The following is a 21,846-nucleotide window of genomic DNA, read 5'->3' as shown; positions in this document are numbered from 1 at the left end:
TTTTTATTTATACTGTGAAGATATATTTGTTCTAGTGCCAACCATTTTTATCATAAATATGATTTAGGCATGATTTGGCACTAGTATAGGAATTATTTCCGCCTTAAATAACATAATAGCCTAAAGTGTATATGATGACTGAATTACTACATCAAAAAAACTGTAAAAAAAATACTCTGATCACAGACTATCATACAGGTGAAATTGCATGTAGTAGTTGTGGAGCTGTATCTTTTGAAAAAATTCTCGATGCAGGACAAGAGTCATCAGGACTAACAGGAGATGATTACAACAAAGCAAGCAGAGTAGGTGGAAAAATATCTTTGAAAATGATTGACATGGGTTTATCGACAATTATCGAAGCCCAAGATAGAGACTCTACTGGAAAAAGTCTTTCCATGGAAAATCGTAGAATGTTTTATCGTCTACGTATGTGGGACAGAAATAGTCGCTCTGCAATTTCGGTAAAATCATTTCAAAAAGCATTTACTTTATTGGATGGCATTTCATCAAAACTTGGATTACCTGATGTAGTAGTAGAGCAAACTGCTCATCTTTTTAGAAAAATTGCCGCAAAAAAAATACTTGCTGGCAGATCAACTGCAGGAATATTATGCGCTGCAATATACATAACATGTAGAACTACGGATACACCTAGAACACTTCAAGATATTGCAGATGCGGGGAATGTAAGAAAAAAGACTTTGCAAAGAGTTTATCGATATCTAGTGAGGGAACTTGACATTTATCCTGAAATATTTAATCCATCTGAATTCGTTTCAAGAATTTCCAAGGCAGTTGGAATTTCAGAGAAATCAGAGAGATTAGCATTTAGAATTTTAGATATTGCCGCAAAAAACAATGTTTCTACAAGTAAGAATCCAATGGGAATGGCTGCAACTGCAATTCATTTGGCATCTAAAATCAACAATGAAAAAATATCTCAAACTAAAATTTCCCAAGTCTCAGGAATTAGTGCCGTAACTATTAGAGATAGAGTAAAGGAAATCAAGAAAAAATTAGGAGGTGAAATCTATGGGTAGAACATGTAGAGGTATTTGTGTCATGCATCAGGCAGAACCAGCACCTAACAAAATAAGGTATGAAATTGGGCAGAAACGATGTACATTTTGTGGAATCTTTTTGAATTCTGAAGAATCAAGATGTATTTGCTGTAAAGCAGTGTTGAGGACAAAGCCTCGTAGTAAGAAAAAATACTAGTTATTTTTTTGATGCACTAACCAGAGATACTACATCTCTATCCCTTAGTTGATAGTCAACTGGGAGTCTTAGGTTGTATCTTAGATCCTTTCCATAAAGGAGCCCTTTAGTTAGATCAGTGTGGATCTCTTTTGCCAGATCACTTATTGTTGCCCCATCTTTTAGCAAAATCAAATCAGGTAGAATTCTTCCTTTTTTATCTGCAAGGTTTTTCTCATCGGCAACAGGGTAAATTGAATTCATTTTAAGAAGTTTGAAAACTGCAACATTAATTGCAAATTGAACTCCTGTTCTCATGTATTCTCCCATTATTCCTTTTTTAATAAAATTCAAGGCATTGATTTGTTTTTCATTGAGTTCATCAGATTTTATTATTTCAAATTGCTCAGAGCCCGGTGAGTATTTTATCAGACCCTTCTGCTCAGCTCTTCTAAGGCTAAATTCGCTATCTCCACTGACAGGAATTACAATAGAATCATTATATCTCTCCCTTAGTCTTGCAAAATTTTTGTCTGCACCATCAACATCAATTTTATTTGCCACAATGAGTGTAGGTTTTGATATTTTTCGAATAAATGATGCAAGTTTTTTTGTATCAGTAACATCAAAATCATCAAATTCTTTTTCTGAAAGATTTGTAGAGATTAGAGATTCTTTTACATGACTAGTATTCACTCCAATTCCGCGATAAAGATCAGTTAATGCATTTACAATATCAGAACCTGTTCTAATTAATTTAGAGATCTTATCTCTGTTACCCTCTAAAATTTTATGATACCACATTATCAGTTCTTCTTCAATATCAGCAAAATCTGAAAGTGGATCCCCTGTTCCAACCTCAGATATTTTACCAGAAGAATCAATTCCACCAGATGCATCAACTACATGAAGAAGAGCATCTGATTGGGCTGCAATGGATAGAAATTGATTTCCCAATCCTTTTCCTTTCCAGGCATCTTTGATCAAACCAGGTAAGTCAATTAGTTCAATTGGAATGTATCTCCATCCGTCTAAACATTTTGAGTTGTTGGGATTATCTTGAATTTTAAATTCTGGATGAACACATAAAGTAATTGCGTGAGCAATGCCTGAAATTGGTGATTTTGTAGTAAAGGGATAAGATGAAATTTCTTCAGAAGATAATGTTGCAGAATTAAAAAAAGTAGTTTTACCAGTATTGGTCTTACCAATTAATCCAAGTTTAATGGGCATGACATAATTTTGATTTCAGAATATTTATCTCTGCCTAGCATTCATGAGGTTTGCTATTTTTGATTTTCTCAAGGGATTGATGCATTTCTTTGAGAGACCAATCAATATCAGAAAAATCTTCAGCAGTCAAAGAATCCTTCCATTTATCCAAAAGACAATTAGCAATTTCAGAACAATGGTATAACAAATTCCAGTAAGGATGATGCTCAGCTGTTGCATATGCTAACTCAGAAATATCGTTTAGTCCATTTTTTGCTCTAGAAAGAGAGGTAATCTTTTCACCAAAAATTTTGATTATATCATTTTCAAGATCTTTTTCAATTTTCAAAGGAGTATTTTTTGATTCATATTTTTTACCAAGATTTTCTAAATCAAAATAAAAATTTTCAAAATCAGTCATTTTAACACAATCTCTGATGCTCTGCCAGCATACATCTGTTAAAAACTACCTGGATACCTTCTTTTCTTGCCAACTCTTCTGCATCAGCATTATGAATCCCTTCTTGCAACCAAATCACTTTTGGTTTTTTTGCTATTGCATCCTCAATTACATCCATGACCTGATCAGAGGGTCTAAAAATATCAATAATTTCAACATCATCTTCAACACTTAGAACGGAGTCATAACATTTTTTTCCTAGAATTTCATCTGTTGTAGGATTTATGGGGATTACATCATACCCATTATCAGACAAATATTTTGGGACATAATGAGCAGCTTTTGATGAATTTTTAGACATACCAATTACTGCTACTTTTCTTAGCGATAAGATATTGCGGATTTCATCATCAGTATGCTCATCTCTTTCCATGTAGGGTTTTCAAGCATGATGAATATAATTTTTGTATAACAAACAAAGTATTTTTTAGACCATAAACCGTATCAGAACCATGGAAGAAGAACCCAAAGACATCATTGTATTAGGTGCAATAAAAAATGGCATCAAAAAGTTTGATAAAATTCTAAAAATCACAAATATTGAACCTGAAGAGCTTAATTCTATTCTTGAAAAACTCGAAAAAAGAGAACTGATCAAAGTTGAAGAAAAAAAGGGTTGGTTGGGTAAAAAAATCGAGTTAAATGTAACTGAAAAAGGATCACGGGAAGTAGATGAGAGGGTCCATGAAATGCAGACAAAATGGAATCAAATGTCACAGATGTATCAAACAGGAGATAAGGAGAAATTAAAACAATACATGGATGAGAACAAATCATTTCTTCCAACGATGATGTTTTTTGGAGTAATGGATATCATGATGTTTTCAATGATGTTCAGTATGATCGGGATGGCAATGACAGATTATGTTCCTGCAGAGAGTATTCCAGAAGGAGTTGGAGAAGGGATGGACGGAAGTGATTCAGATGTGGGAATGGATGATGGGGGATTTGACATTGATATTGGATTCTAGTGGGAATTTTATAGTCAAATAAAAAATGAATTACAATTGATGTACAATTCATTTGACAATCCAGGATTGGTAAAAGTCTTAACATTCCTACAGACTCACAATACAGAATATCTTTCAGGTCAAGATCTTAGTGACGTACTTAGAATTAGCAGAGTTGCAATTTGGAAACACATCAAAAAAATTCAAGAGTTAGGATACACAGTTGAATCAAAACAAAAACTGGGTTACAAATTAACTACAAACTCTAATGCCTTACTCCCATGGGAAATCACACAGGGGCTAAAAACAAAATTGGTTGGCCAGCAGGCATATTATTTTGATTCAATTAATTCAACACAAATTCAGGCTCTAAAAATGGCAACAGATTCAAAAAATAATGGAGCAGTTATTGTTGCTGAAAAACAGACGGGTGGAAAAGGAAGAGCAGGAAGAAAATGGATTTCACCCAAAGGAGGTATTTGGTTTTCAGTAATTTTGCACCCCAAATTCGATATTGCGATGACAACATTATTTCCAATTGGAGCTGCATTAGCATTATCAATTGCTTTGGAAAAAACTTTCAAGATTTCACCAGAATTAAAGTGGCCAAACGATGTAACAATTAATGGAAAAAAACTAGCAGGGTTGCTAGTAGATGCATCATTTGAATCAAATCGAATCGAAAATCTGGTTTTAGGAATTGGGATCAATTTTGATGTAGATACAAAATTAATTGAGAAAAAACTAAAAGACACACCAAATTTTTACGGAGTTGCATCATTAAGTGGGCATAAAAACAATGTAAGGCCTGTAGAATTAGTGCAATCTTTCTTATTAGAATTAGAAAAAATTTTTCAAATGCTAAATGAGAGACAAACAAAAAAAATTATTTCAGAGTGGACAAAAAGATCTTCAACTATTGGAATGAATGTAGAGATCAACACATCTGATGGAAAAGTAAAGGGTAAAGCAATAAAAATTGATGATGATGGGGCACTAGTTATTTCAAAAAATGGCAGTACTAACAAAATAATTGCTGGTGATGTGAATCATTTGTCAAAATAATCATCTTTTATTTTTTTTTTAGATTTGGATTTGGTGACTTTTTTGGGTTTTTTGACGGACTTCTTTTTTGTAGAAAGTAGTTGAGATTGTTCTTTTAGAACTTCTTTTAGTTCATGTTGAATCTCAAATACAGATGATAGTAATTCTTCAAGAGCAGCAGTGTATTGAGAGTATGCAGATATCAAATTAGTTTTAGTTTTGTTAGCCTTTTCCAGGTACTCATTTGAGCGCAAGAGATTAGCTGAGGAGATCAATTCAGGTATATCTGATGTTTGTTCTCCTAACTGAGATAATTCAGATTTAGCCTCTTGAATTTTTTTTCGTAAATCATAAATAATTTCTCCAACACCGATCTCAGTCAATACAAAAACTCCAATTATGAATAAATTAAAGATTTTCTTGTAGCCTCAAATAATTATTTGTTGCAAAGACAAAATCATGACCACAGTAGTATAAAATAGAAATACAGATATCTAAAATTGCAATAATGGAAAAAATACTATGAGAATAAAATTTTTAATCTCTTTAATGATTTTAAGTTCCATAATCATTTTTGAGGCAAATGCTCAAAGTGAGGAAAATCTTGAACAAATGTTTAATCAGGCAAATAATCTGTTTGTTAAAGGAGAATACAAGACAGCAATTTCAATTTATGATCAAATTTTAGAAATTGCACCTAACAATATTTCAACATTAAAAATGAAAGGAATTGCTCTAAGTAATCTTGAAGAACATGATAGATCCTTAAAGCAATTTTTCAAAGTTCTTCAGTACAAACCAAATGATGTCACTTCACTAACTGGAATGGGTTTAGGTTTTGGGAATTTAGGAGAATATCAAGAATCAATAAAATATTTTGAAAAGGCTTCAAAAGAAAAACCAGACAGCACAGTAATCAGCAACTATAAAGTAATTGTTCAAAAAGTTATTACTAAATTTCCATACACTCCAACTGAGAAACCAATTGGATTAGAGAGCATCAAAGTTATTTCAATTCCTGATTGGGTAAAAACAATTTCAAAATGGTGGTCCAATGATTCAATAGATGATGATGAATTTATCTCGGCATTGCTGTACCTTATCGAAAATAATATTGTTCAGGTTCCCGCCACCGAAAATACATCCAGTAGTGAAGAAAAAATGCCAGAATGGATAAAAAATAATGCGGGATGGTGGGCAGATGGCACTATTGAAGATACTGAATTTGTTTCTGGAATACAATACATGATGGAAAATGGATTCATTAAAGTCAATATCAAAGAAAGTAAACAAAAATCACAAGAGGAATTAGACAGGGAATTTTACTTGTTTGAGAGATATCTAAGAGATATTATGAATAATATTTCAAAGGAGAAAAGATACATTGAATATCCAAATCCTAGCAAAGACGTCATTAAGAAATTTCTAAGAGATTATATCAAATGGAATTTTGAAGAAGAAGTAAAGAAAGCATCAGAGAATTTTCCAAATCCGACATATGAGATTATTGATGATACCTACATTATTTACTACAAAGTATACATCAATGAACAGCCACCTGGGCTACCATTAGATCATGTTAGTACACTGGAGAACTCATTTGCATTTTGGGAAGAACAGGAATTAAACACAAACAACCAAAAAGCAAAGATAGTTTTTGAAATAACTGGGAAAAAACACGAAGCCAATGTCTGGGTTACATGGGTAGTTCGAAATATCGGAGAGGGTGTTTTAGGTCATGCTCATCTTGGAAAAGGAGTAGTTGAAGTTACACTTGGCGATTACAATTGTGATGGGAGTTTTCAGTTGTATGATGTCAAAAGTGTTGAGACAATAATGACTCATGAATTAGGACATTCAATTGGTTTAACACATACTGATGAAAAAAACAACATCATGTATCCATCATACACACCATCGTATGCATTTTGTTTACTAAGTTAGAAAATCAGATCTCATTCTAAAAAATGAGAATAAGTATTAGCTTAACCTACACACCAATAACCCGTTGAAATTAGGTAAAACGGATAAAAGGGAATTGCAGCCATTTAGTGTTATTATGCTCAAAAACACAATGATTTCCGGTCCCAAATGTCCCGCATGCGGAGATAAGAAAATGGTTACAGATCAAAACACAGGAGAGTTGTTTTGTGGGAAATGTGGTTTTGTTGTTACAGATAAAATTGAAGATACTGGTGCTGAATGGAGATCTTTTGCAAATGATGATACTAACAGAACAAGAGTTGGTGCAGGTACATCACTTACAATGCACGACATGGGATTATCAACAGTAATTGGAGCAGTCAACAAGGATTCCACTGGAAAACCATTATCTGCAAGTGTAAAAAGTTCTATTGAAAGATTACGAACTTGGGATAGTAGAACACAAGCACATTCATCCGCAGATAGAAATCTAAGACAGGCCCTAAACGAAATGGATAAACTCAAAGACAAGCTTGCTTTAACAGATGCAGTTGTAGAAAAAGCTGCATACATTTACAGAAAGGCAATGGAGAAAAAACTGGTTAGAGGAAGGTCTATTCAAGGATTAGTTGCAGCATGTCTTTATGCATCATGTCGAAACACAGAAACACCAAGAACATTAGATGATGTTGCAAAAGGAATCAACATCAGAAGAAAAGATGTAGCAAGATGTTATAGACTAATTTTTAGAGAATTAGAATTAAAAATGCCAGTAGTGGATCCTGTCAGAGGAGTGTCAAGGATTGCAAGTATTGCAGAATTAAGTGAGAAAAGTAAGCGAAAAGCAATCGAAATTTTAGATCAGGCTAAAAAAATTGGTATTGTGGCAGGAAAGGATCCAATGGGAATTGCAGCAGCAGCATTATACCTTGCTTGTATTAGTACAGGAGAAGTAAAATCCCAAAAAGAAATTTCAATTGCATCCGGAGTAACTGAAGTAACTATTAGAAACAGATGCTCAGGATTAAGAAAAATGCTAAATGAGTAAAAATGACAGAAGATAACTGGTCAGAATGGCTGGATTTTAATCAAGAACATTTCAAAGACATTCCTGAAATGGCAGGGGTGTTTATGATGCACCAATCAATGAAAATATTATTCATAGGAGGTTCAGAAAATATCAAAGAATCAATTATCAAATTATCAACAAATGATTGTATTAAAAATGCAACAAGATTCAAGTATAAGAAAGAAGAAAATTTTGAAAAGAATTCTATTGAGCTAATTGAGGATTTTAAAAAAAGACATGAAGGAACGTTTCCTGGATGTATGAAATAAATTTTATTTTTGAGATGTTTGGAATTCTATTTTATCCCAAGGAAATACAACATAATCATTGTTTATGGTTTTTTTAGCATAAACTAGTTGTTTTGGATATTTTTTATCACGTCTTGCAAATAAAGTAGCAAAAACTAATTTAGAAGGATCATCAACATTTGAAATAATTTTTTTGAATGTATTTCCTGAATCATAAATATCATCTACAAATAGAGAAGAGGAAGATATTTTCTTTCTATCGACAAAAATCTTTTTTATTCCCAAGTGATCTGCCATCAATCTTGCTGGAACCAGCCCACCTCTGCTGATGGTAGAAATACTTGAAAAAGTTCCAGGCAGTTTTAGAATTTTCTTCGATAAGTTATCAATTAAATCTTCAATTTCATTCCAAGTTATTAATTGCTCAGTTGGCATAATACAAAGTACAAACTCTGGAATTAAGTTGTTATGATCAGAATGTCTTCATGGTAGATTTTTTCAAAGAAGCAATCAATTTTAATATTTTAAATGGAATCTTTCCAAAATCAGCATCTTTTTCACAAGAAACTAACAGTACGTTATCATCAGCCAGTGGAAAACTCATGATGATTACTTTGTCCCTATAGGACATTGAAAAATGTACTTCCCCAAATTCATTGTCAAATTCATGTCGCATTCTAACACGTAAAGCAAGTTCCATGAACATCATCTCATCTTGTTTTTGAGCTTCAAGAGAGAGAAGCCCTTCTTTCATGCCTCCGGCCACTAGGTGTCCCCTGTTATTGATAAAACGTGCAGAGCGTATCTTAGGATCTAAGTTATCAATTTTTTGACAGATTTTTTCAAGCTTCTCTACATCATCCATTTGTTTAATTAAACAAGCGATCTATTTATTGCGAGCTGTGTTAATTGAAATCTGTGCAACCAGAATCATCTAATGATACAAATGAATCAATAAAAAACGAGGCAGATTCAGCAAAAGACATTACAGATTACTATAAACATTTGTCACTTTTTTGGACTGATCTTATTCATTTAATGTCCAGTAAACCACAAGCTCTAGCTTCCATTGGACCAATGAGAGCATTTGCATCAAATTCAAAAAAAGTGTCCACTGAATTAATTGAAATTAATGAAAACCTATTAGAGTTTAACAAGTACCTTACAGAATACTACAAACAGCTGGCAGAAACATGGGGTGTTGCTCAAAAGAAAGTAAATTTGAAATCACCTGAAATTCCTCAGGATGTAGAACAAATTGAAGCTTTCAAAAGAATATGGATAGATATTTTTGACAATGACTTTACAGAATTATTTGATTCTGAAAAGTTCGGAGAAAATTATGGCAAGTTAGTATCAAAAGAGCTTGAACTGACAAAACATTGGAATAACATTACCAATGTCATATTACAATCAGCTAATCTCCCTAGCAAAGAAGAAATAGATGAAGTGTACAAAGAAATGCATTCTCTTAAAAAGCGAGTAGCAAAACTGGAATTAGAATTAAAGAAAAAGGAAATAAAAAACAATGCAAAGTGAATCAAAAATCGACCCTAAAGTAATCGAAGAGATTTTGAAGTTTAGTAAAAATGTAATTGATGCCCCAAAGTTAGTCTCTGCACCTGATGAAATTACTCTAGAAGTCACACCACATGATGTTGTTCAAAAAATGGATAAAACTAGACTGTTGCATTATAGATCTCTAACAGAGAACCAACATAAAACACCCCTATTGATTTCATATGCGTTAATTAACAGATATCACATTCTTGATATACATCCGGAAAAAAGCTGGGTTAGAAATCTGCTCCAACAAGGATTTGATGTTTACATGTTAGACTGGGGAACGCCAACAAGCATGGACAAATATCTTGATTTTGATGATTATGTAAATGGGTATTTGGATACATATGTTGAGCATATCAAAAACGAATCATCTGTAGAAAAAATTTCATTGCAAGGTTATTGTACTGGAGCAACTATTGCTACTGCTTATGCATCATTGCATCCAGAAAGTGTAAAAAATTATATCGCAACAGCTCCCGTAATTGATGGCTGGCGTGATACCACGGTAATTAGCAATCTTGCAAAACATATGGATGTAGATAAAATGGTGGAAATCATTGGGAACATGCCTCCTGAATTCATGTATTACTGTTTTTCAGTTCTAAAACCATTTGAGCAAGGAATAGAAAAATATGTGAATTTTTTCAAAAACATAGATAATAAGAAATTCGTAGATAATTTTTTGAGGGTTGAAAAATGGTTAGGAGACACACCTCCAATTCCAGGTGAGCTTTTCAGACAGTGGATTAAAGACATCTATCAAGATAATTTACTAATCCAAAATAAAATGATCATTGATGGAAAAATGGTGAATTTGAAAAATATCAACATGCCAATGTTTACTCAAGTAGCAGTTGGAGACCACTTGGTATCACCTGAATGCAGTATGCCTTTACATTATGCCATAGGTAGTGAAGATAAAACATTGAGGATGTACCCTACAGGGCATGTAGGAATGATTGCCAGTTCGTTGTCGCAAAAGAAGGTGTTACCTGAGTTGGGACAATGGTTATCTGAAAGATCATAAAAAAGAAAAAAAGGTAAAAAAATACCACTAGTTGTTCTTTGTTGTAAATGCTGTAATCCAGGATTGTAGAATGTTTCTGTTTAGGTCAGCAAATGATTTTGCATTATCGTTGAATGTTTTGATGTTCTGTTGTGTTGCATCGATAGTTGCAAGTGCTACTTGATTTTGAATTGAAGCTGCCTTTACAAATTCTTCTGTCGTATCTCTAATTACTTTAAGAGTTGCCTCTGGTATGTTAGTTGCAACACCTGCTTTCTTTGCATATTCTTTTTGTAGTGTGATTGTTGAATCTACAATATTCTCATATGCTTGAAGGTATTCTTGCTGTACATTAGTAATTGATTGATGATACTGTGGTACTGATTGTCTAATACCAGTGAAGAGTTTGTCTACGTTTTCCTGATATACTGAAAATACGTCTTTTGTATTTCCTGTAGTTGTTTCGTTTTTACTCATTGTTTCACCTCCTTAGTTTTTGATTTTTTTGCTATTGGAAGGACTATAACTTGAACCAAGTCACCTTCACTTAATCCGAGTGCATTACGTTCTGCCTCTGGAATTGAAATTCTGCCATTACTGCTGACAGTTGTTTTGTATGCTCCCCAATTCATAAAAGATGGAAGCATTTGACCAATGCTAAACATAGTTTCCATACTTTTGTTTTGCATAGAAGACATGTTTTGCATTACTGCATTTTGAGCATTCTTTGTTTTTTCTGAAACCTCACGTAGAGTATCGAGAGGGTTGAAATTCTGAGAATTTTGATTGGTCATTAGCGAGCCAAAATTTTTCATAAATTCGGCTTGTGCTCGTCCACTTTTTTGAATCCATGATTTGAACATTTCAGTAGGATCATATAGGTTTTGATTACCACTCATAGGTAATAGTAGGCAATATTAGGTATTTAAACTCATCTATGGAGAATCTAAGAATTCTATTACCTTGGAGGCAAAGGTTGTCGGATCTTGAACGTAGGGAGTGTGACCACAACCATCCATTCTAAAAAATCGGCAGTCTTTGATGGTAGAAATAAAATCATCAGAATAGGTTATTGGAATGACAGGATCCTCTGAACCCCAAATAATCAAAGTAGGAACAGAGATTGATGAAAGTTTGGATGTGAGTGATTCAGAATTTTTTAATCCAAGTAGTGTCGACATAAACGCAAGTTTTGCATTTGGCAATCTCATTCTTTCAATAAATCCGTTAACAAGTGCCTCATCAGGACTACTTCCAGAGCCTTCCATCATCTCAAAAGCATTTTTTGCACTTTGCTCATTTGGGTACAGAGCTGCCATAATATATGCATCAAGTGCGGGTGTAGATTGTTTCATCACACCAGCAGGGGAAACCAGAATTAGTTTTTCAATATCATCTGAATGAGAGGTGGCATATTCTGCAACAATTTGCCCACCTAATGAAGAACCAATAAGATTAGGATGTTTAATTCCAGATTCAATGAAGAATTTTTCTAAGAATTCTGCAAAAAAATCAGGAGTATAATCAACTAATGGTTTGTCACTATATCCAAAGCCAATAATATCAGGAACAATTACGCGGTATTTTTTAGAAAAGAGCGGAATTACTTTTTCCCATCGTTCAGCTGAGGCACCCAAACCATGAACTAAAACCAAAGTATTTCTAGAATCACCTGATTCAAGATATCTTATCTTGTTTTCATCGATCTGAAGAAACTTTTCCTCCACAGATTTAGCTACAATAAGGATGACTAGATAAATATTAGTAATTTTGCGATCATCAGAAGATAGTTTATTCTTTTACTAGATAGTGATTTGGCGACTCTTTTTTCAGATCATCAAAAATTGAGATTTGTGATCAAAAAGAAAAATTCAAAAATTTTGGTCCTATCGGATGGGTCTAAAAAATCGCTTTGGGGTTTAGAGTGAGAAAATTGGATATAACATAATTAAACTCGCACATGGAAAAGATATTTTCACATAATAATTATGGATTCAAGAGGAAGAAGTGCCACCAAAGAGATGTTCTTTGGAAGTGTTACAAATTATGGAAGACACACATCAAAAATTCCCATAGTCATTGTAAAATGATTTTATGAAAATCCGTGTTTTTTGAAATATTTTTGATGATATTCTTCAGCTTTATAGAATGTAGGAGCAGGTACAATTTGTGTTACTATAGGCTTGTCAAACTTGCCTGATTTTTCAATTTTTTCTTTAGATTTTTCAGCGATTGCTTTTTGTTCATCATCATGATAAAAAATTGCAGAGCGATATTGAATTCCTACATCTGGGCCTTGACGATTTAATGTTGTAGGATTGTGATTATTCCAAAAAACATCCAATAGTTCTTCAAAAGATATTTCATTAGGATCATATTCTACTTCTACAGCTTCGGCATGTCCAGTCTTATCAGTGCAAACTTCTTCATACGTTGGATTAGGCAACTGACCGCCAGTATAACCAACAGATGTAGATTTTACACCCTTTGTTTTACTAAGTAAATCCTCAACATGCCAAAAACACCCAGCGCCAAAAGTTGCTTTCATGAAATAAAAATACATACAATAGAATTAAAACCATTCTAAATTATTCAACTAGAATAATATTTTCTTGAATAAGATATTTTATCGAGTTTATGAATTCTTGTTGAGATATTAATTCACTAGCCCACCAATGTGCAGTATTTCTAAACCAAGATGGTATTTCATCTACTGAAGTTTTTTCATAATCTAATCCGGGAATTGTAATTATGCTGTTATCTAACATGAAGTCTAATCCAATCATAAACTCAGCATCAGAAATTTGACCTGTTGCCCAGTTTAGAGCGTATGATTTAATCCATTCTGGAATATACGTATGAAATCCCAATACATCATAAATTGTTCTATCTGGAAACTGAGAATTAAACCATGATCGGTATTGTGATTCAGTGTTGTATCTATCAATATAATATTGAGGAGATTTATCAAGTGCTGGAAAATTTTCTATATGTGTAGTTTCATATCCAACAACATCATTGATTGTGAAGTCTGAGAACTGGGAATCAAACCATATTCTATAGTCAGATTCAGAGTTGTATCTATCAATATAATATTGAGGAGATTTATCAAGTGCTGGAAATCCTAATAGTTTCATTTTTGGATTAATTTTATAGAAAAGTTCATTTTCTAATTCATCTTCATCAATCAAAAAATCATCATCTGGAATAGTTGGAGTTGATGGGGGATTCTTAACAGGTTTAGGTTCAGGTTTTGGTTCTGTTGAATTTACATACTGAATGGTTTTTTCAAAATTTCCACCATAGGTAAGTTTTAGAGTGTATTGGCCATCTTCGGACCATGTGGGCCCACCAACATTAATGGATTTGGAAAAACTTCCAGAACTTTTGGGAATGATACTATCAATATGGGCCAACCCATTTCCGCTAGGAGTAATTATTTGAAGGATTATTGAAGGAATGGAAGAATCATATGATACATTTCCAGAAATTACAAGAGAATCTCCAAAGTGATACAGAGATTTGTTTGTGGAGACATTTTGAATCTCAGCAAAAGAAGGAGTAAATGAAACCACAATCAAAATTGCAAAAAGTAAAACAAGTAATTGATGCATAGCAGGACTTTGTGATTTTGAATTTAACCTTTTGGCATATTTTGTATGTTAGTTAACATCAGTAAAAATTTCTACAACTTTTTTTGCAAGGCTTTCAATATTTACAGTGGGTTCTGCCGATATTAGCAATAGGATTTTAGTAATTGGGAATGGAAAACTTACCAAAACAGCCTTGTCACGTCTTGCAGCCAAATAATTTATTGGGCCTAGGCTTTCATCAAACTCGTTTCTTATAGAAGCCTTTGAAACAAATTCCAGAAAAGTCTGTAATTTAGTTTCATCATTCTCATAGGGAACTAGACCGTCCTTAAAGCCACCAGCTATTAGTTTACCACCATTATCAACAATTCCAGCAAATCGGATCTCAGATTCTTTAAGTAATTCATTGCACTTTTCGCCATATAATTTAAGAAAAGCATCAGAGTAAGACATGATAATCTAATCAAAATATCAAAAATAAAAACCTAGCCAATAACGAAACAGGGCTTTTACGAGTAGAAATGCATCAGTAAAAAATTGATTTGAGATTAATCGGGATTTGAGGTCAAATGGCATTTTATCAAAGCATAATCAATAATCTTTTTTTGAGAAGCAGCCTTCATTTTTACCAGTGATTTATACAGAATGGTTTCAACATATGAAGGGTATTTTTTTAAAATTAATTTTTTTAAATATTTTCTATGTTCTATATAGTAGTCAGTTAGAGGGTCATAAACTGATGAACCGATTAGTTTTTCTTGTAAAATTGTAAATCCACCAAGTTGTATAGTTTGCCGAATTTCATTCAATCCATAATGCTCTGATGACCACGTGAATTTTAAAATGCCCAATTTTGATGTGGATGGTTCATTAACAGTTATGGGAATTGCTAAAACAAGTAAACCATCGTCAGTCAATACTCTTTTTGATTCAAAAATAAATTCAGAGAATGGTTTAAAGTGCTGTGCAGATTCTAATGCCAAAACCCTATCCACAGAATTTTTAGAAAAAGGCAGTCTAGTCGATGATGAGTTTACAAATTCAATACCTTGTTTTTTTTCTGATAAATGAAGTTGAGAGTAATTAATATTCACACAAAAAATGGAAAGATTTTCAAAAATACTTTTCCAATAAATTGCAGGTGCAGAAAGTCCACTTCCTACATCTAGAACTTTATGAGCAGAGTCTAGATCAGCCATTTGTGCAAAAGTAGATGACAGGTTTTTCTGAGCTAATTGAGGTTCTCTGTGTTTAGAATCCCACAAACCAAAGTTTAGCATATTGCCTCCAGTAGCCAGTTGCATTATTGGAGATAAAGTACTGTAGAGTTTTACAACATCTTTTTCATTTCTTCTCAGAGTCCACAACAAAACATCAAGGGGGTTAATAGAGACCAAAAATATATTCAAGTTTAATTAAAAAAACAGACTATTAATTTCTAGGGCAATCCTTCTGAATCTTCAGCACAGTGTTTATGAACCCATTTTTCATCATTGTTTTTTACGATTTCCTTTCCAGGTTGAATTTTATCACCGCAGGAATTACAGGACGTTGCAAATTTTGCTTTCATAATTCTCATTAATTAATGAAAAGATATACACTATGTTGCACTTTTTGTTGACTATCAATTGACATGTTTTATAAATTTGAATTAACTAGTCATCATGTGAGCAATCCAGATTCTAATATGTCATCAAAAATTATTATTGCAAAATGGACAGATAGGTTTTTGGCATGGTTAATTGATTTTGTTATAATCTCAATATTTTCAACAACATTAGTGCTGGCTTCATTTGGATCATTAGATTATGACTCATCGGAAGATATGTTTTGGGCCGAAGGTATGCAATACATTCCATCCAGCATCATTTTCTTTTCATACTGGACAATTTTAGAATACAAAACAGGTCAAACGATAGGCAAAAAAATTCTAAACCTAAAAATCACAAACATTAATGGTGATAGACCAAGTCTGAAAGGAGTTTTGATTAGTAGTTTTGGAAAATCATTTTTGCTGCCAATTGATGTAATTTTAGGCTGGGTTTTAACCAATGAAAAACGTCAAAGAGTGTTCAACAAATTAGGAGACACATTAGTAATTAAAATAAAAAATTCTGAGGAAAAATCAGGAGTAGAATATTCAAAAGACTAGATTTTGTCATTTTTTGTTAAACAAATACTTTGAAGTTTTTACCAACAGATCTATTAGTAACAATAGATCATTTTTCATGAATGTCTGATAGTCAAAAGGAATGGTGGGTTGGATTACCAGAAGAACTTCAAAAAGATATAGAATTTGAAGAATGAAATTACACCAAATCCAGAAATGAACGGAAATTAGAAATGTGTAATATTCTAATCAAACAAACATTAAAGAAAATATACTGTAAAAATTAGGAAAGTGAAATGAAAGTAATTTTATCCGTTGTCCTCTCAATAATGCTAATTTCTATTGGGTTTTCTGTAAATAATGAAGTTTATGCTGATTCGGTAAAGAATCAAAAGATAGAGATCATAGAAGATTTGAAAGGATTGAAAGAAAATTCTGAAATAAGTAAAAAATCTAAAAAAAGTATAGAATCAGCAATTGACAATATTGAAAAAAGTTTAGAGGATAAATTCTGGAAGAATGATTCAGAACTAAATTTAAAAAAAGGTGGTAAAGTTCTCAATGAAGATCAAAATGCAATAAACAAACTAGATAAGATATTAGAAGACAAAAAGGAAAAAAAATCAATCAAAGATCAAGTTTTACAAATTAATCTAAAAATTGCAGAAATTGATAAAATCATTGTAGATAATGCCATACTAAGTGCACAAGACATCATAATGAGTGATAAAGGAATTAAAAAAATAGAAAAAGCAATAATGAGTTTTGAGGAAGGAAGTGAATTTCTTGAAAATAATGATTATGAAAAAGCAGTTAATAAATTTCAAAAATCATTAGATCTAATAAAAAAATCACTTAAAGATCCCCATGTCAAAAAAATGAAAATGATAGAATTCGAAGGTAGTGGCGATTTCAATTTTGATGGAATTCCTGATGTGCACTTGAAATTAATTGATTTGGGAAAATCAAAAGATGATAAAAAAGTTCATGTTAAAATTTCTAGTGAGTGTGTAAATGGGGAAATACATGATGATGCAAAAATGAAAATAGGTTTTTCAACACCTGTGAGTTTATCAACGGAGTTCTTTGATAATGAATTCAAGGTTACAAATGAGTGGTTTAAAGAAAATGATCCTGATAAAAAAATCAATCCTGCAGTTATAACTACAGTCTCAGAATATTTTTCATTTCCAACAAGTGGGGATGATCTAATTCAAAAAAATCCTGAAAATGAAAGTGGTTCTTTTGAATTTTTTTCTGAAGACATAATTGAGATTGGAAATCAACCCGGATGGGTAGGAGAATTTACATTTAAAGGAAAACCAGGGGATTATTTCCTACATTTTTGGATGCCTTTAACTGAGCCAACTAATCAAGGAGATAGTTGTAATTTTATTAGTTCTTTTTCAATTCCCACTACAATTAACCCATAACTTGATTTTTTAAATTGGCAATTTAATAGTAATTGTGGTTAAATTTAGAGATAAAATCATGATGACAGGTACAAAGGTCTCAAAATAATATTGTTTTTGCCATTATGCTTAAGTTCATTATTTATGGGTAAAATTTGTGAGTCAAGATCCTAATTACAAAGCGATTTTAGTCATTTTAGACGATATTGAAAAACATGGATTAGTACAATTTAACAAACAATATTGTGACGAGGGATTTTTTAGAAATTTCATGGATTTCCAGACTTCTTTTTCAAACTCTATTAGTAAAATTGTTAGTAAATTAGATCCGTTTGAAAGCAATTATGATGAAATGATTGTATTTACAATTTATTCTCAATTATCATTTATCAATTCACATTTTATTATAATTAATTTATTTTTGAAAATAATTACCAACTCAGATAAACTAAAGGGGGGTTTTGATGAAAACACAACTTTGAGCAATATGATTAAAAAAATTTGTAATAAAATGCAATATCCTGAAAAATTAAAAAAATCAATTAGAGGTTTATTTTTACAAGATTTCAGAGAGGCAATATCAAATCAACAGTATCGTATTGACAAAAAGGGAATCATAGTAATTTATCCAAATGATCCTATTTTGAAAAAAAATCTTTCCCTAATAGATTTAGCAGATTACTCTTTACAAATAATGTCAATATTTGATGCCATGATGGATTGGGCAAATGGAAATAATCATAAAAATAAAAAAGAAGAAAAAGTGGAGAACATAGTTTATGATCTGTTAAAACAAGTAGAAATGTTAGATAAAAAATTAAAAAGATTTTCTTGAAAGAAATTTATTAAAAATTTCTCGTTAAAATAGTCGTGTATAGTTTTCACTAGGTGGAATTCAAAAATAAAAAATGCATAGCATTCGCTATGAATGATTAAAAATGAATCATCGTACAAGTCGTGTATATTTTTCCACTTGATGAATTGAAAATGATTCATCGCGCATAGTCTCTATGTAAGTGGCTGAACCGATGTGTTGGTCTATTAGTAAAGGCTGGCTCACCACTCGCCGAAGCTTGTGATCTACACCACCTTCCTATCAACGCAGTCTTCTGCTGCCGACCTTCATCTTACGAAAGAATAACTTGTCTCGGGATAGGATTCGTGCTTAGATGCTTTCAGCACTTAGCCTAAATGGCTTAGCTGCCCGGCCTGCCTTATCAGACAACCGGTAAACCAGTGGCCACGCTGCTCTGTTCCTCTCGTACTGGGAGCAACTTCCCCTCAGTTATTCGCGCTTCCATCAGGCAGAGACCGACCTGTCTCACGACGGTCTAAACCCAGCTCATGTTCCCTTTTAATAGGCGAGCAGCCTCACCCTTGGCCCCTGCTGCAGGACCAGGATAGGAAAAGCCGACATCGAGGTACCAAACCGCGGGGTCGATAGGAGCTCTCGCCCGCGACGAGCCTGTTATCCCTGGGGTAATTTTTCTGTCACCTCCGGGCCCCAATAGTGGGCACACGAAGGATCGCTAAGCCAGACTTTCGTCTATGAATTCCGTGCGTTTGGAAATCCATTCAGTCGAGTTTTTGGCTTTGCCCTCTTCAACGGATTTCTGCCCCGTTTGAACTCAACTTTGGGCCCCTTTGATATCTTTTCAAAGGGGTGCCGCCCCAGCCGAACTGCCCACCTGCACGTGTCTCCGGTCTTCACTGGATAAGTGGTACTGCAAAAAGAGTCTGGTGTTACATCGTTGCTTCTTAACACCCCGGAGAGTATTAAGCATGGCTCCCAGATACCCTGTGCAATTCTTACTATACCACAAGCACAAGCTGCAGTAAAACTCCACGGGGTCTTCTCTCCCCGATGGAAGTTGATGGACTGTTCGTCCACCTTATGTGGCTTCACCGGGTTGTAGGCGGGGACAGTGGGGCTCTCGTTGTTCCATTCATGCGCGTCGGAACTTACCCGACAAGGCATTTGGCTACCTTAAGAGAGTCAGAGTTACTCCCGGCGTTAACCGGCCCTTAGCTCGGTTGAACCCAAGTTTTAGGTACCGGCACCGGCCAGGATTCAGCGACTATACAAATCCTTTCGGACTAGCAGTCGCCTGTGTTTTTATTAAACAGTCGAAACCCCCTTGTCATTGCAACCTGCGATCCCCATTCCTCATGAAGATTGCAGGCATCCCTTATACCTAAGCTACAGGACTAATTTGCCGAATTCCCTCGCCATACGGTATACCCGTAGCACCTTAGCTTACTAAGCCAGCGCACCTGTGTCGGTTCTGGGTACGAGCTTGTATTTCGCTAACTACACAGTCTTTCATGGTCTCTTGGAATCAAGAAAACTCCGCTAACGCGGAGCCATTCCTACCTCGGACTGGTTCTCGTCATTACGACACTCCCCAATCCTCGAATAGTTAGATACAACGATGGTTGTACAATCCTTATCCGAAAGCGAACCATATAGCTCAAACGCTCCATACAAGGTACTAGAATATTAACTAGTTTCCCATTCGATATACTCTTTTGAGGCATACCTTAGGATCGACTACCTCCAGGCTGATAACGCATTGCCTGGAAACCCTTGCGCTTACGGTGGTATAGATTCTCACTATACTATGCTGTTACTGCCGCCAGGATCTGCAATAGAAACCGGTCCACAGGACGTTACCGCCCTGCTTCGACCCAATCACTACGCCAACCTACCACGAATCATCCTTTGATGATTATCTAAAGTATCGGTACTTTGCTTTAGCCCCGTCCGTTTTTGAGGCATCCCCCCTCGGCAGGTAAGTTGTTACACACTTTTTAAAGGATAGCTGCTTCTGAGCTTACCTCCCTGCTGTCTTGGCGAGAACACGCTCTTTAGCTTGACACTTAGCAAAAATTTGGGGACCTTAACTTCAGTCTGGGTTAAACCCCTTTCGGTCATGAGCCTTACGCCACATGAACCCGTGTCCTTGCTTCTACGATGTATATCCGTTCGGAGTTTGAATGAAAGGTGAGGGATTTCTCCCCCGCGCCTCTCTATCAGTGCTCTACCGGAAACACTATCTCCACAAAGCACGCCCTGCGAGACGCTTCGGTTGGAACTAGCGAGCGCCAGTCTAGATTGGTTTTTGACCCCTATTCCCAAGTCACAACAACGATTTGCACGTCAGAACGTCTTAAGACCTCCAGCGGGCTTTCGCCCGCCTTCATCTAGCTCAGGAATAGATCGACTGGCTTCTAGCCTAGCCGCCATGACTCAACGCACTTTCACACGCTTCTCCTCACAATGCTGCGAGAACTCGGTTTCCCTTCGCCTCCACCTTTACAGGTTTAAGCTTGCCATGACAGTTAGCTCCCTGGCCCGTGTTTCGAGACGGAACGCGTGACACTGACGATTTGAACATCAAATCTTCAACTCTATTGCTAGAATCTCTAATCTGAAAAAATCACCTTCCATGCCACGCACGTCTGTAAGTAATAGGTTTCATGCACTTTTCGCCCCCCTTCCGGGGTACTTTTCAGCTTTCCCTCACGGTACTAGTCCACTATCGGTCTTGAGAGATATTTAGCCTCGGATGCTACTTTCACCCATATTCATTGCCCACTACCAAGGACAACTACTCGGGTATGAATAGGACTATTCACACTTCGCTTACGGGGGTATCACCCGCTTCGCCAGAACTTTTCAGATCATTTCAGCTGTGCTCCAAGATTCCATATTATCATACCAAAACACCACATCTCCCGAAGGATTCAGTTTGGGCTCTTTCCTTTTCGATCGCCTCTACTTGGGAAATCTCAATTGATTTCTTTTCCACGTGGTACTAAGATGCTTCAATTCCCACGGTTCGACTTCCAATACTAGTGTACTGGAATACACAAAAGTGTAAGATTCTCATTCGGACATCTCGGGATCATAGGATGCGTGCGCCTACCCCGAGCTTATCGCAGCTTGCCACGTCCTTCTTCTCTCCTCAAGCCTAGCAATCCACCTATTACCGTCTTTACACCGGCAAATTCAGCCACATATTACACGACTATGCACGACGATCATTGCAA

The 21,846-nt window shown here is 34.6% G+C and carries 27 protein-coding genes and 1 rRNA gene; 13 read left to right on the top strand and 15 right to left on the bottom strand.

Translation table 11 applies throughout. From position 1 onward, the window contains the following. Positions 1-131 precede the first annotated feature (131 nt). Complete coding sequence (locus ACX119_RS04095) at positions 132-1,043, top strand: transcription initiation factor IIB (protein WP_459351851.1); 912 nt, start codon at positions 132-134, stop codon at positions 1,041-1,043. Next, positions 1,036-1,221 (top strand): hypothetical protein, encoded by a 186-nt coding sequence (locus tag ACX119_RS04090; protein WP_459351850.1) that lies wholly within the window; start codon positions 1,036-1,038, stop codon positions 1,219-1,221. Before ACX119_RS04095 ends, ACX119_RS04090 begins: the two co-directional genes overlap by 8 nt. Here ACX119_RS04090 and ACX119_RS04085 read toward each other — a convergent pair whose 3' ends face one another. The 3 genes from ACX119_RS04085 to ACX119_RS04075 are packed head-to-tail and all read right to left on the bottom strand — an operon-like array spanning position 1,222 to position 3,245. Next, on the bottom strand, positions 1,222-2,433 hold the full coding sequence (locus ACX119_RS04085) for a redox-regulated ATPase YchF (protein WP_459351849.1): 1,212 nt from the start codon (positions 2,431-2,433) through the stop codon (positions 1,222-1,224). 34 nt (positions 2,434-2,467) lie between these two features. Then, a complete protein-coding gene (locus tag ACX119_RS04080) occupies positions 2,468-2,833 on the bottom strand; it encodes a hypothetical protein (protein ID WP_459351848.1) in 366 nt (121 codons plus the stop codon). Between the two features lies 1 nt (position 2,834). Next, positions 2,835-3,245: a CoA-binding protein gene (locus ACX119_RS04075; RefSeq protein ID WP_459351847.1), complete on the bottom strand. Its 411-nt coding sequence runs from the start codon at positions 3,243-3,245 to the stop codon at positions 2,835-2,837. A gap of 79 nt (positions 3,246-3,324) precedes the next feature. Between ACX119_RS04075 and ACX119_RS04070 the strand changes: the two genes are divergently transcribed. Both ACX119_RS04070 and ACX119_RS04065 read left to right on the top strand, forming a co-directional pair. After that, on the top strand, positions 3,325-3,843 hold the full coding sequence (locus tag ACX119_RS04070; protein ID WP_459351846.1) for a hypothetical protein: 519 nt from the start codon (positions 3,325-3,327) through the stop codon (positions 3,841-3,843). Between the two features lie 36 nt (positions 3,844-3,879). Further along, positions 3,880-4,887 (top strand): biotin--[acetyl-CoA-carboxylase] ligase, encoded by a 1,008-nt coding sequence (locus tag ACX119_RS04065; RefSeq protein ID WP_459351845.1) that lies wholly within the window; start codon positions 3,880-3,882, stop codon positions 4,885-4,887. On the opposite strand, the gene ACX119_RS04060 is transcribed toward ACX119_RS04065, so the two are convergent. After that, entirely contained in the window at positions 4,872-5,249 is a 378-nt protein-coding gene (locus ACX119_RS04060) for a hypothetical protein (protein ID WP_459351844.1), read from the bottom strand. The two genes, ACX119_RS04065 and ACX119_RS04060, sit on opposite strands and share 16 nt — an antisense overlap. Before the next feature lie 139 nt (positions 5,250-5,388). Here ACX119_RS04060 and ACX119_RS04055 point away from each other — a divergent pair, with 139 nt between their 5' ends. From ACX119_RS04055 to ACX119_RS04045, 3 genes are all read left to right on the top strand, one after another. Continuing rightward, on the top strand, positions 5,389-6,810 hold the full coding sequence (locus ACX119_RS04055; protein WP_459351843.1) for a M57 family metalloprotease: 1,422 nt from the start codon (positions 5,389-5,391) through the stop codon (positions 6,808-6,810). A 115-nt stretch (positions 6,811-6,925) separates the two neighbouring features. Continuing rightward, a complete protein-coding gene (locus ACX119_RS04050; protein ID WP_459351842.1) occupies positions 6,926-7,837 on the top strand; it encodes a transcription initiation factor IIB in 912 nt (303 codons plus the stop codon). A gap of 2 nt (positions 7,838-7,839) precedes the next feature. Further along, positions 7,840-8,127 carry a hypothetical protein gene (locus ACX119_RS04045; protein ID WP_459351841.1) on the top strand — a complete coding sequence of 96 codons (288 nt, stop codon included), beginning with the start codon at positions 7,840-7,842 and terminating at the stop codon, positions 8,125-8,127. A gap of 3 nt (positions 8,128-8,130) precedes the next feature. On the opposite strand, the gene ACX119_RS04040 is transcribed toward ACX119_RS04045, so the two are convergent. After that, entirely contained in the window at positions 8,131-8,541 is a 411-nt protein-coding gene (locus ACX119_RS04040) for a phosphoribosyltransferase (RefSeq protein WP_459351840.1), read from the bottom strand. Between the two features lie 37 nt (positions 8,542-8,578). Then, positions 8,579-8,971, bottom strand: a complete 393-nt coding sequence (locus ACX119_RS04035) for a DUF6659 family protein (RefSeq protein ID WP_459351839.1) — start codon at positions 8,969-8,971, stop codon at positions 8,579-8,581. A gap of 173 nt (positions 8,972-9,144) precedes the next feature. Here ACX119_RS04035 and ACX119_RS04030 point away from each other — a divergent pair, with 173 nt between their 5' ends. Beyond that, positions 9,145-9,645, top strand: a complete 501-nt coding sequence (locus ACX119_RS04030) for a poly(R)-hydroxyalkanoic acid synthase subunit PhaE (protein WP_459351996.1) — start codon at positions 9,145-9,147, stop codon at positions 9,643-9,645. After that, entirely contained in the window at positions 9,635-10,699 is a 1,065-nt protein-coding gene (phaC, locus tag ACX119_RS04025) for a class III poly(R)-hydroxyalkanoic acid synthase subunit PhaC (protein WP_459351838.1), read from the top strand. The genes ACX119_RS04030 and phaC overlap by 11 nt, the downstream gene beginning before the upstream one ends. 27 nt (positions 10,700-10,726) lie before the next feature. Here the strand turns inward: phaC and ACX119_RS04020 are convergent, their stop codons facing one another. Genes ACX119_RS04020 through ACX119_RS04010 form a run of 3 tightly spaced genes read right to left on the bottom strand, consistent with a single transcriptional unit; the run spans position 10,727 to position 12,405 of the window. After that, on the bottom strand, positions 10,727-11,155 hold the full coding sequence (locus tag ACX119_RS04020; RefSeq protein ID WP_459351837.1) for a hypothetical protein: 429 nt from the start codon (positions 11,153-11,155) through the stop codon (positions 10,727-10,729). Then, positions 11,152-11,577, bottom strand: coding sequence for an AbrB/MazE/SpoVT family DNA-binding domain-containing protein (locus tag ACX119_RS04015; protein WP_459351836.1), 426 nt, complete (start codon positions 11,575-11,577; stop codon positions 11,152-11,154). Before ACX119_RS04015 ends, ACX119_RS04020 begins: the two co-directional genes overlap by 4 nt. Positions 11,578-11,613: 36 nt before the next feature. Continuing rightward, positions 11,614-12,405: an alpha/beta fold hydrolase gene (locus ACX119_RS04010; RefSeq protein ID WP_459351835.1), complete on the bottom strand. Its 792-nt coding sequence runs from the start codon at positions 12,403-12,405 to the stop codon at positions 11,614-11,616. A 261-nt stretch (positions 12,406-12,666) separates the two neighbouring features. Here ACX119_RS04010 and ACX119_RS04005 point away from each other — a divergent pair, with 261 nt between their 5' ends. Next, the gene (locus ACX119_RS04005; RefSeq protein WP_459351834.1) at positions 12,667-12,768 is read left to right on the top strand and encodes a universal stress protein; all 102 of its coding nucleotides are present in this window, start codon (positions 12,667-12,669) and stop codon (positions 12,766-12,768) included. Between the two features lie 2 nt (positions 12,769-12,770). Here the strand turns inward: ACX119_RS04005 and msrA are convergent, their stop codons facing one another. The 5 genes from msrA to ACX119_RS03980 all read right to left on the bottom strand — a co-directional run bounded on the left by msrA (position 12,771) and on the right by ACX119_RS03980 (position 15,841). Beyond that, positions 12,771-13,226: a peptide-methionine (S)-S-oxide reductase MsrA gene (msrA, locus tag ACX119_RS04000; protein WP_459351833.1), complete on the bottom strand. Its 456-nt coding sequence runs from the start codon at positions 13,224-13,226 to the stop codon at positions 12,771-12,773. A 40-nt stretch (positions 13,227-13,266) separates the two neighbouring features. After that, a complete protein-coding gene (locus ACX119_RS03995) occupies positions 13,267-14,292 on the bottom strand; it encodes a hypothetical protein (RefSeq protein WP_459351832.1) in 1,026 nt (341 codons plus the stop codon). Between the two features lie 48 nt (positions 14,293-14,340). Further along, positions 14,341-14,724 carry a DUF6659 family protein gene (locus ACX119_RS03990; protein ID WP_459351831.1) on the bottom strand — a complete coding sequence of 128 codons (384 nt, stop codon included), beginning with the start codon at positions 14,722-14,724 and terminating at the stop codon, positions 14,341-14,343. A gap of 95 nt (positions 14,725-14,819) precedes the next feature. Next, positions 14,820-15,668, bottom strand: a complete 849-nt coding sequence (locus tag ACX119_RS03985; RefSeq protein WP_459351830.1) for a class I SAM-dependent methyltransferase — start codon at positions 15,666-15,668, stop codon at positions 14,820-14,822. A gap of 41 nt (positions 15,669-15,709) precedes the next feature. Continuing rightward, the gene (locus tag ACX119_RS03980) at positions 15,710-15,841 is read right to left on the bottom strand and encodes a hypothetical protein (RefSeq protein ID WP_459351829.1); all 132 of its coding nucleotides are present in this window, start codon (positions 15,839-15,841) and stop codon (positions 15,710-15,712) included. A gap of 96 nt (positions 15,842-15,937) precedes the next feature. Between ACX119_RS03980 and ACX119_RS03975 the strand changes: the two genes are divergently transcribed. The 3 genes from ACX119_RS03975 to ACX119_RS03965 all read left to right on the top strand — a co-directional run bounded on the left by ACX119_RS03975 (position 15,938) and on the right by ACX119_RS03965 (position 18,628). Continuing rightward, the gene (locus ACX119_RS03975) at positions 15,938-16,423 is read left to right on the top strand and encodes an RDD family protein (RefSeq protein ID WP_459351828.1); all 486 of its coding nucleotides are present in this window, start codon (positions 15,938-15,940) and stop codon (positions 16,421-16,423) included. Between the two features lie 254 nt (positions 16,424-16,677). Continuing rightward, entirely contained in the window at positions 16,678-17,814 is a 1,137-nt protein-coding gene (locus ACX119_RS03970; protein ID WP_459351827.1) for a hypothetical protein, read from the top strand. Between the two features lie 136 nt (positions 17,815-17,950). Next, positions 17,951-18,628 carry a hypothetical protein gene (locus tag ACX119_RS03965; RefSeq protein ID WP_459351826.1) on the top strand — a complete coding sequence of 226 codons (678 nt, stop codon included), beginning with the start codon at positions 17,951-17,953 and terminating at the stop codon, positions 18,626-18,628. A gap of 186 nt (positions 18,629-18,814) precedes the next feature. On the opposite strand, the gene ACX119_RS03960 is transcribed toward ACX119_RS03965, so the two are convergent. Then, positions 18,815-21,804: ribosomal RNA gene (locus tag ACX119_RS03960) — 23S ribosomal RNA — on the bottom strand. Positions 21,805-21,846: the final 42 nt, after the last annotated feature.

The sequence above is a fragment of the Nitrosopumilus sp. S4 genome (assembly GCF_054515835.1).
Note: the sequence above shows the minus strand (reverse complement) of the source record. Positions and strands in the feature narration are given on the sequence as shown.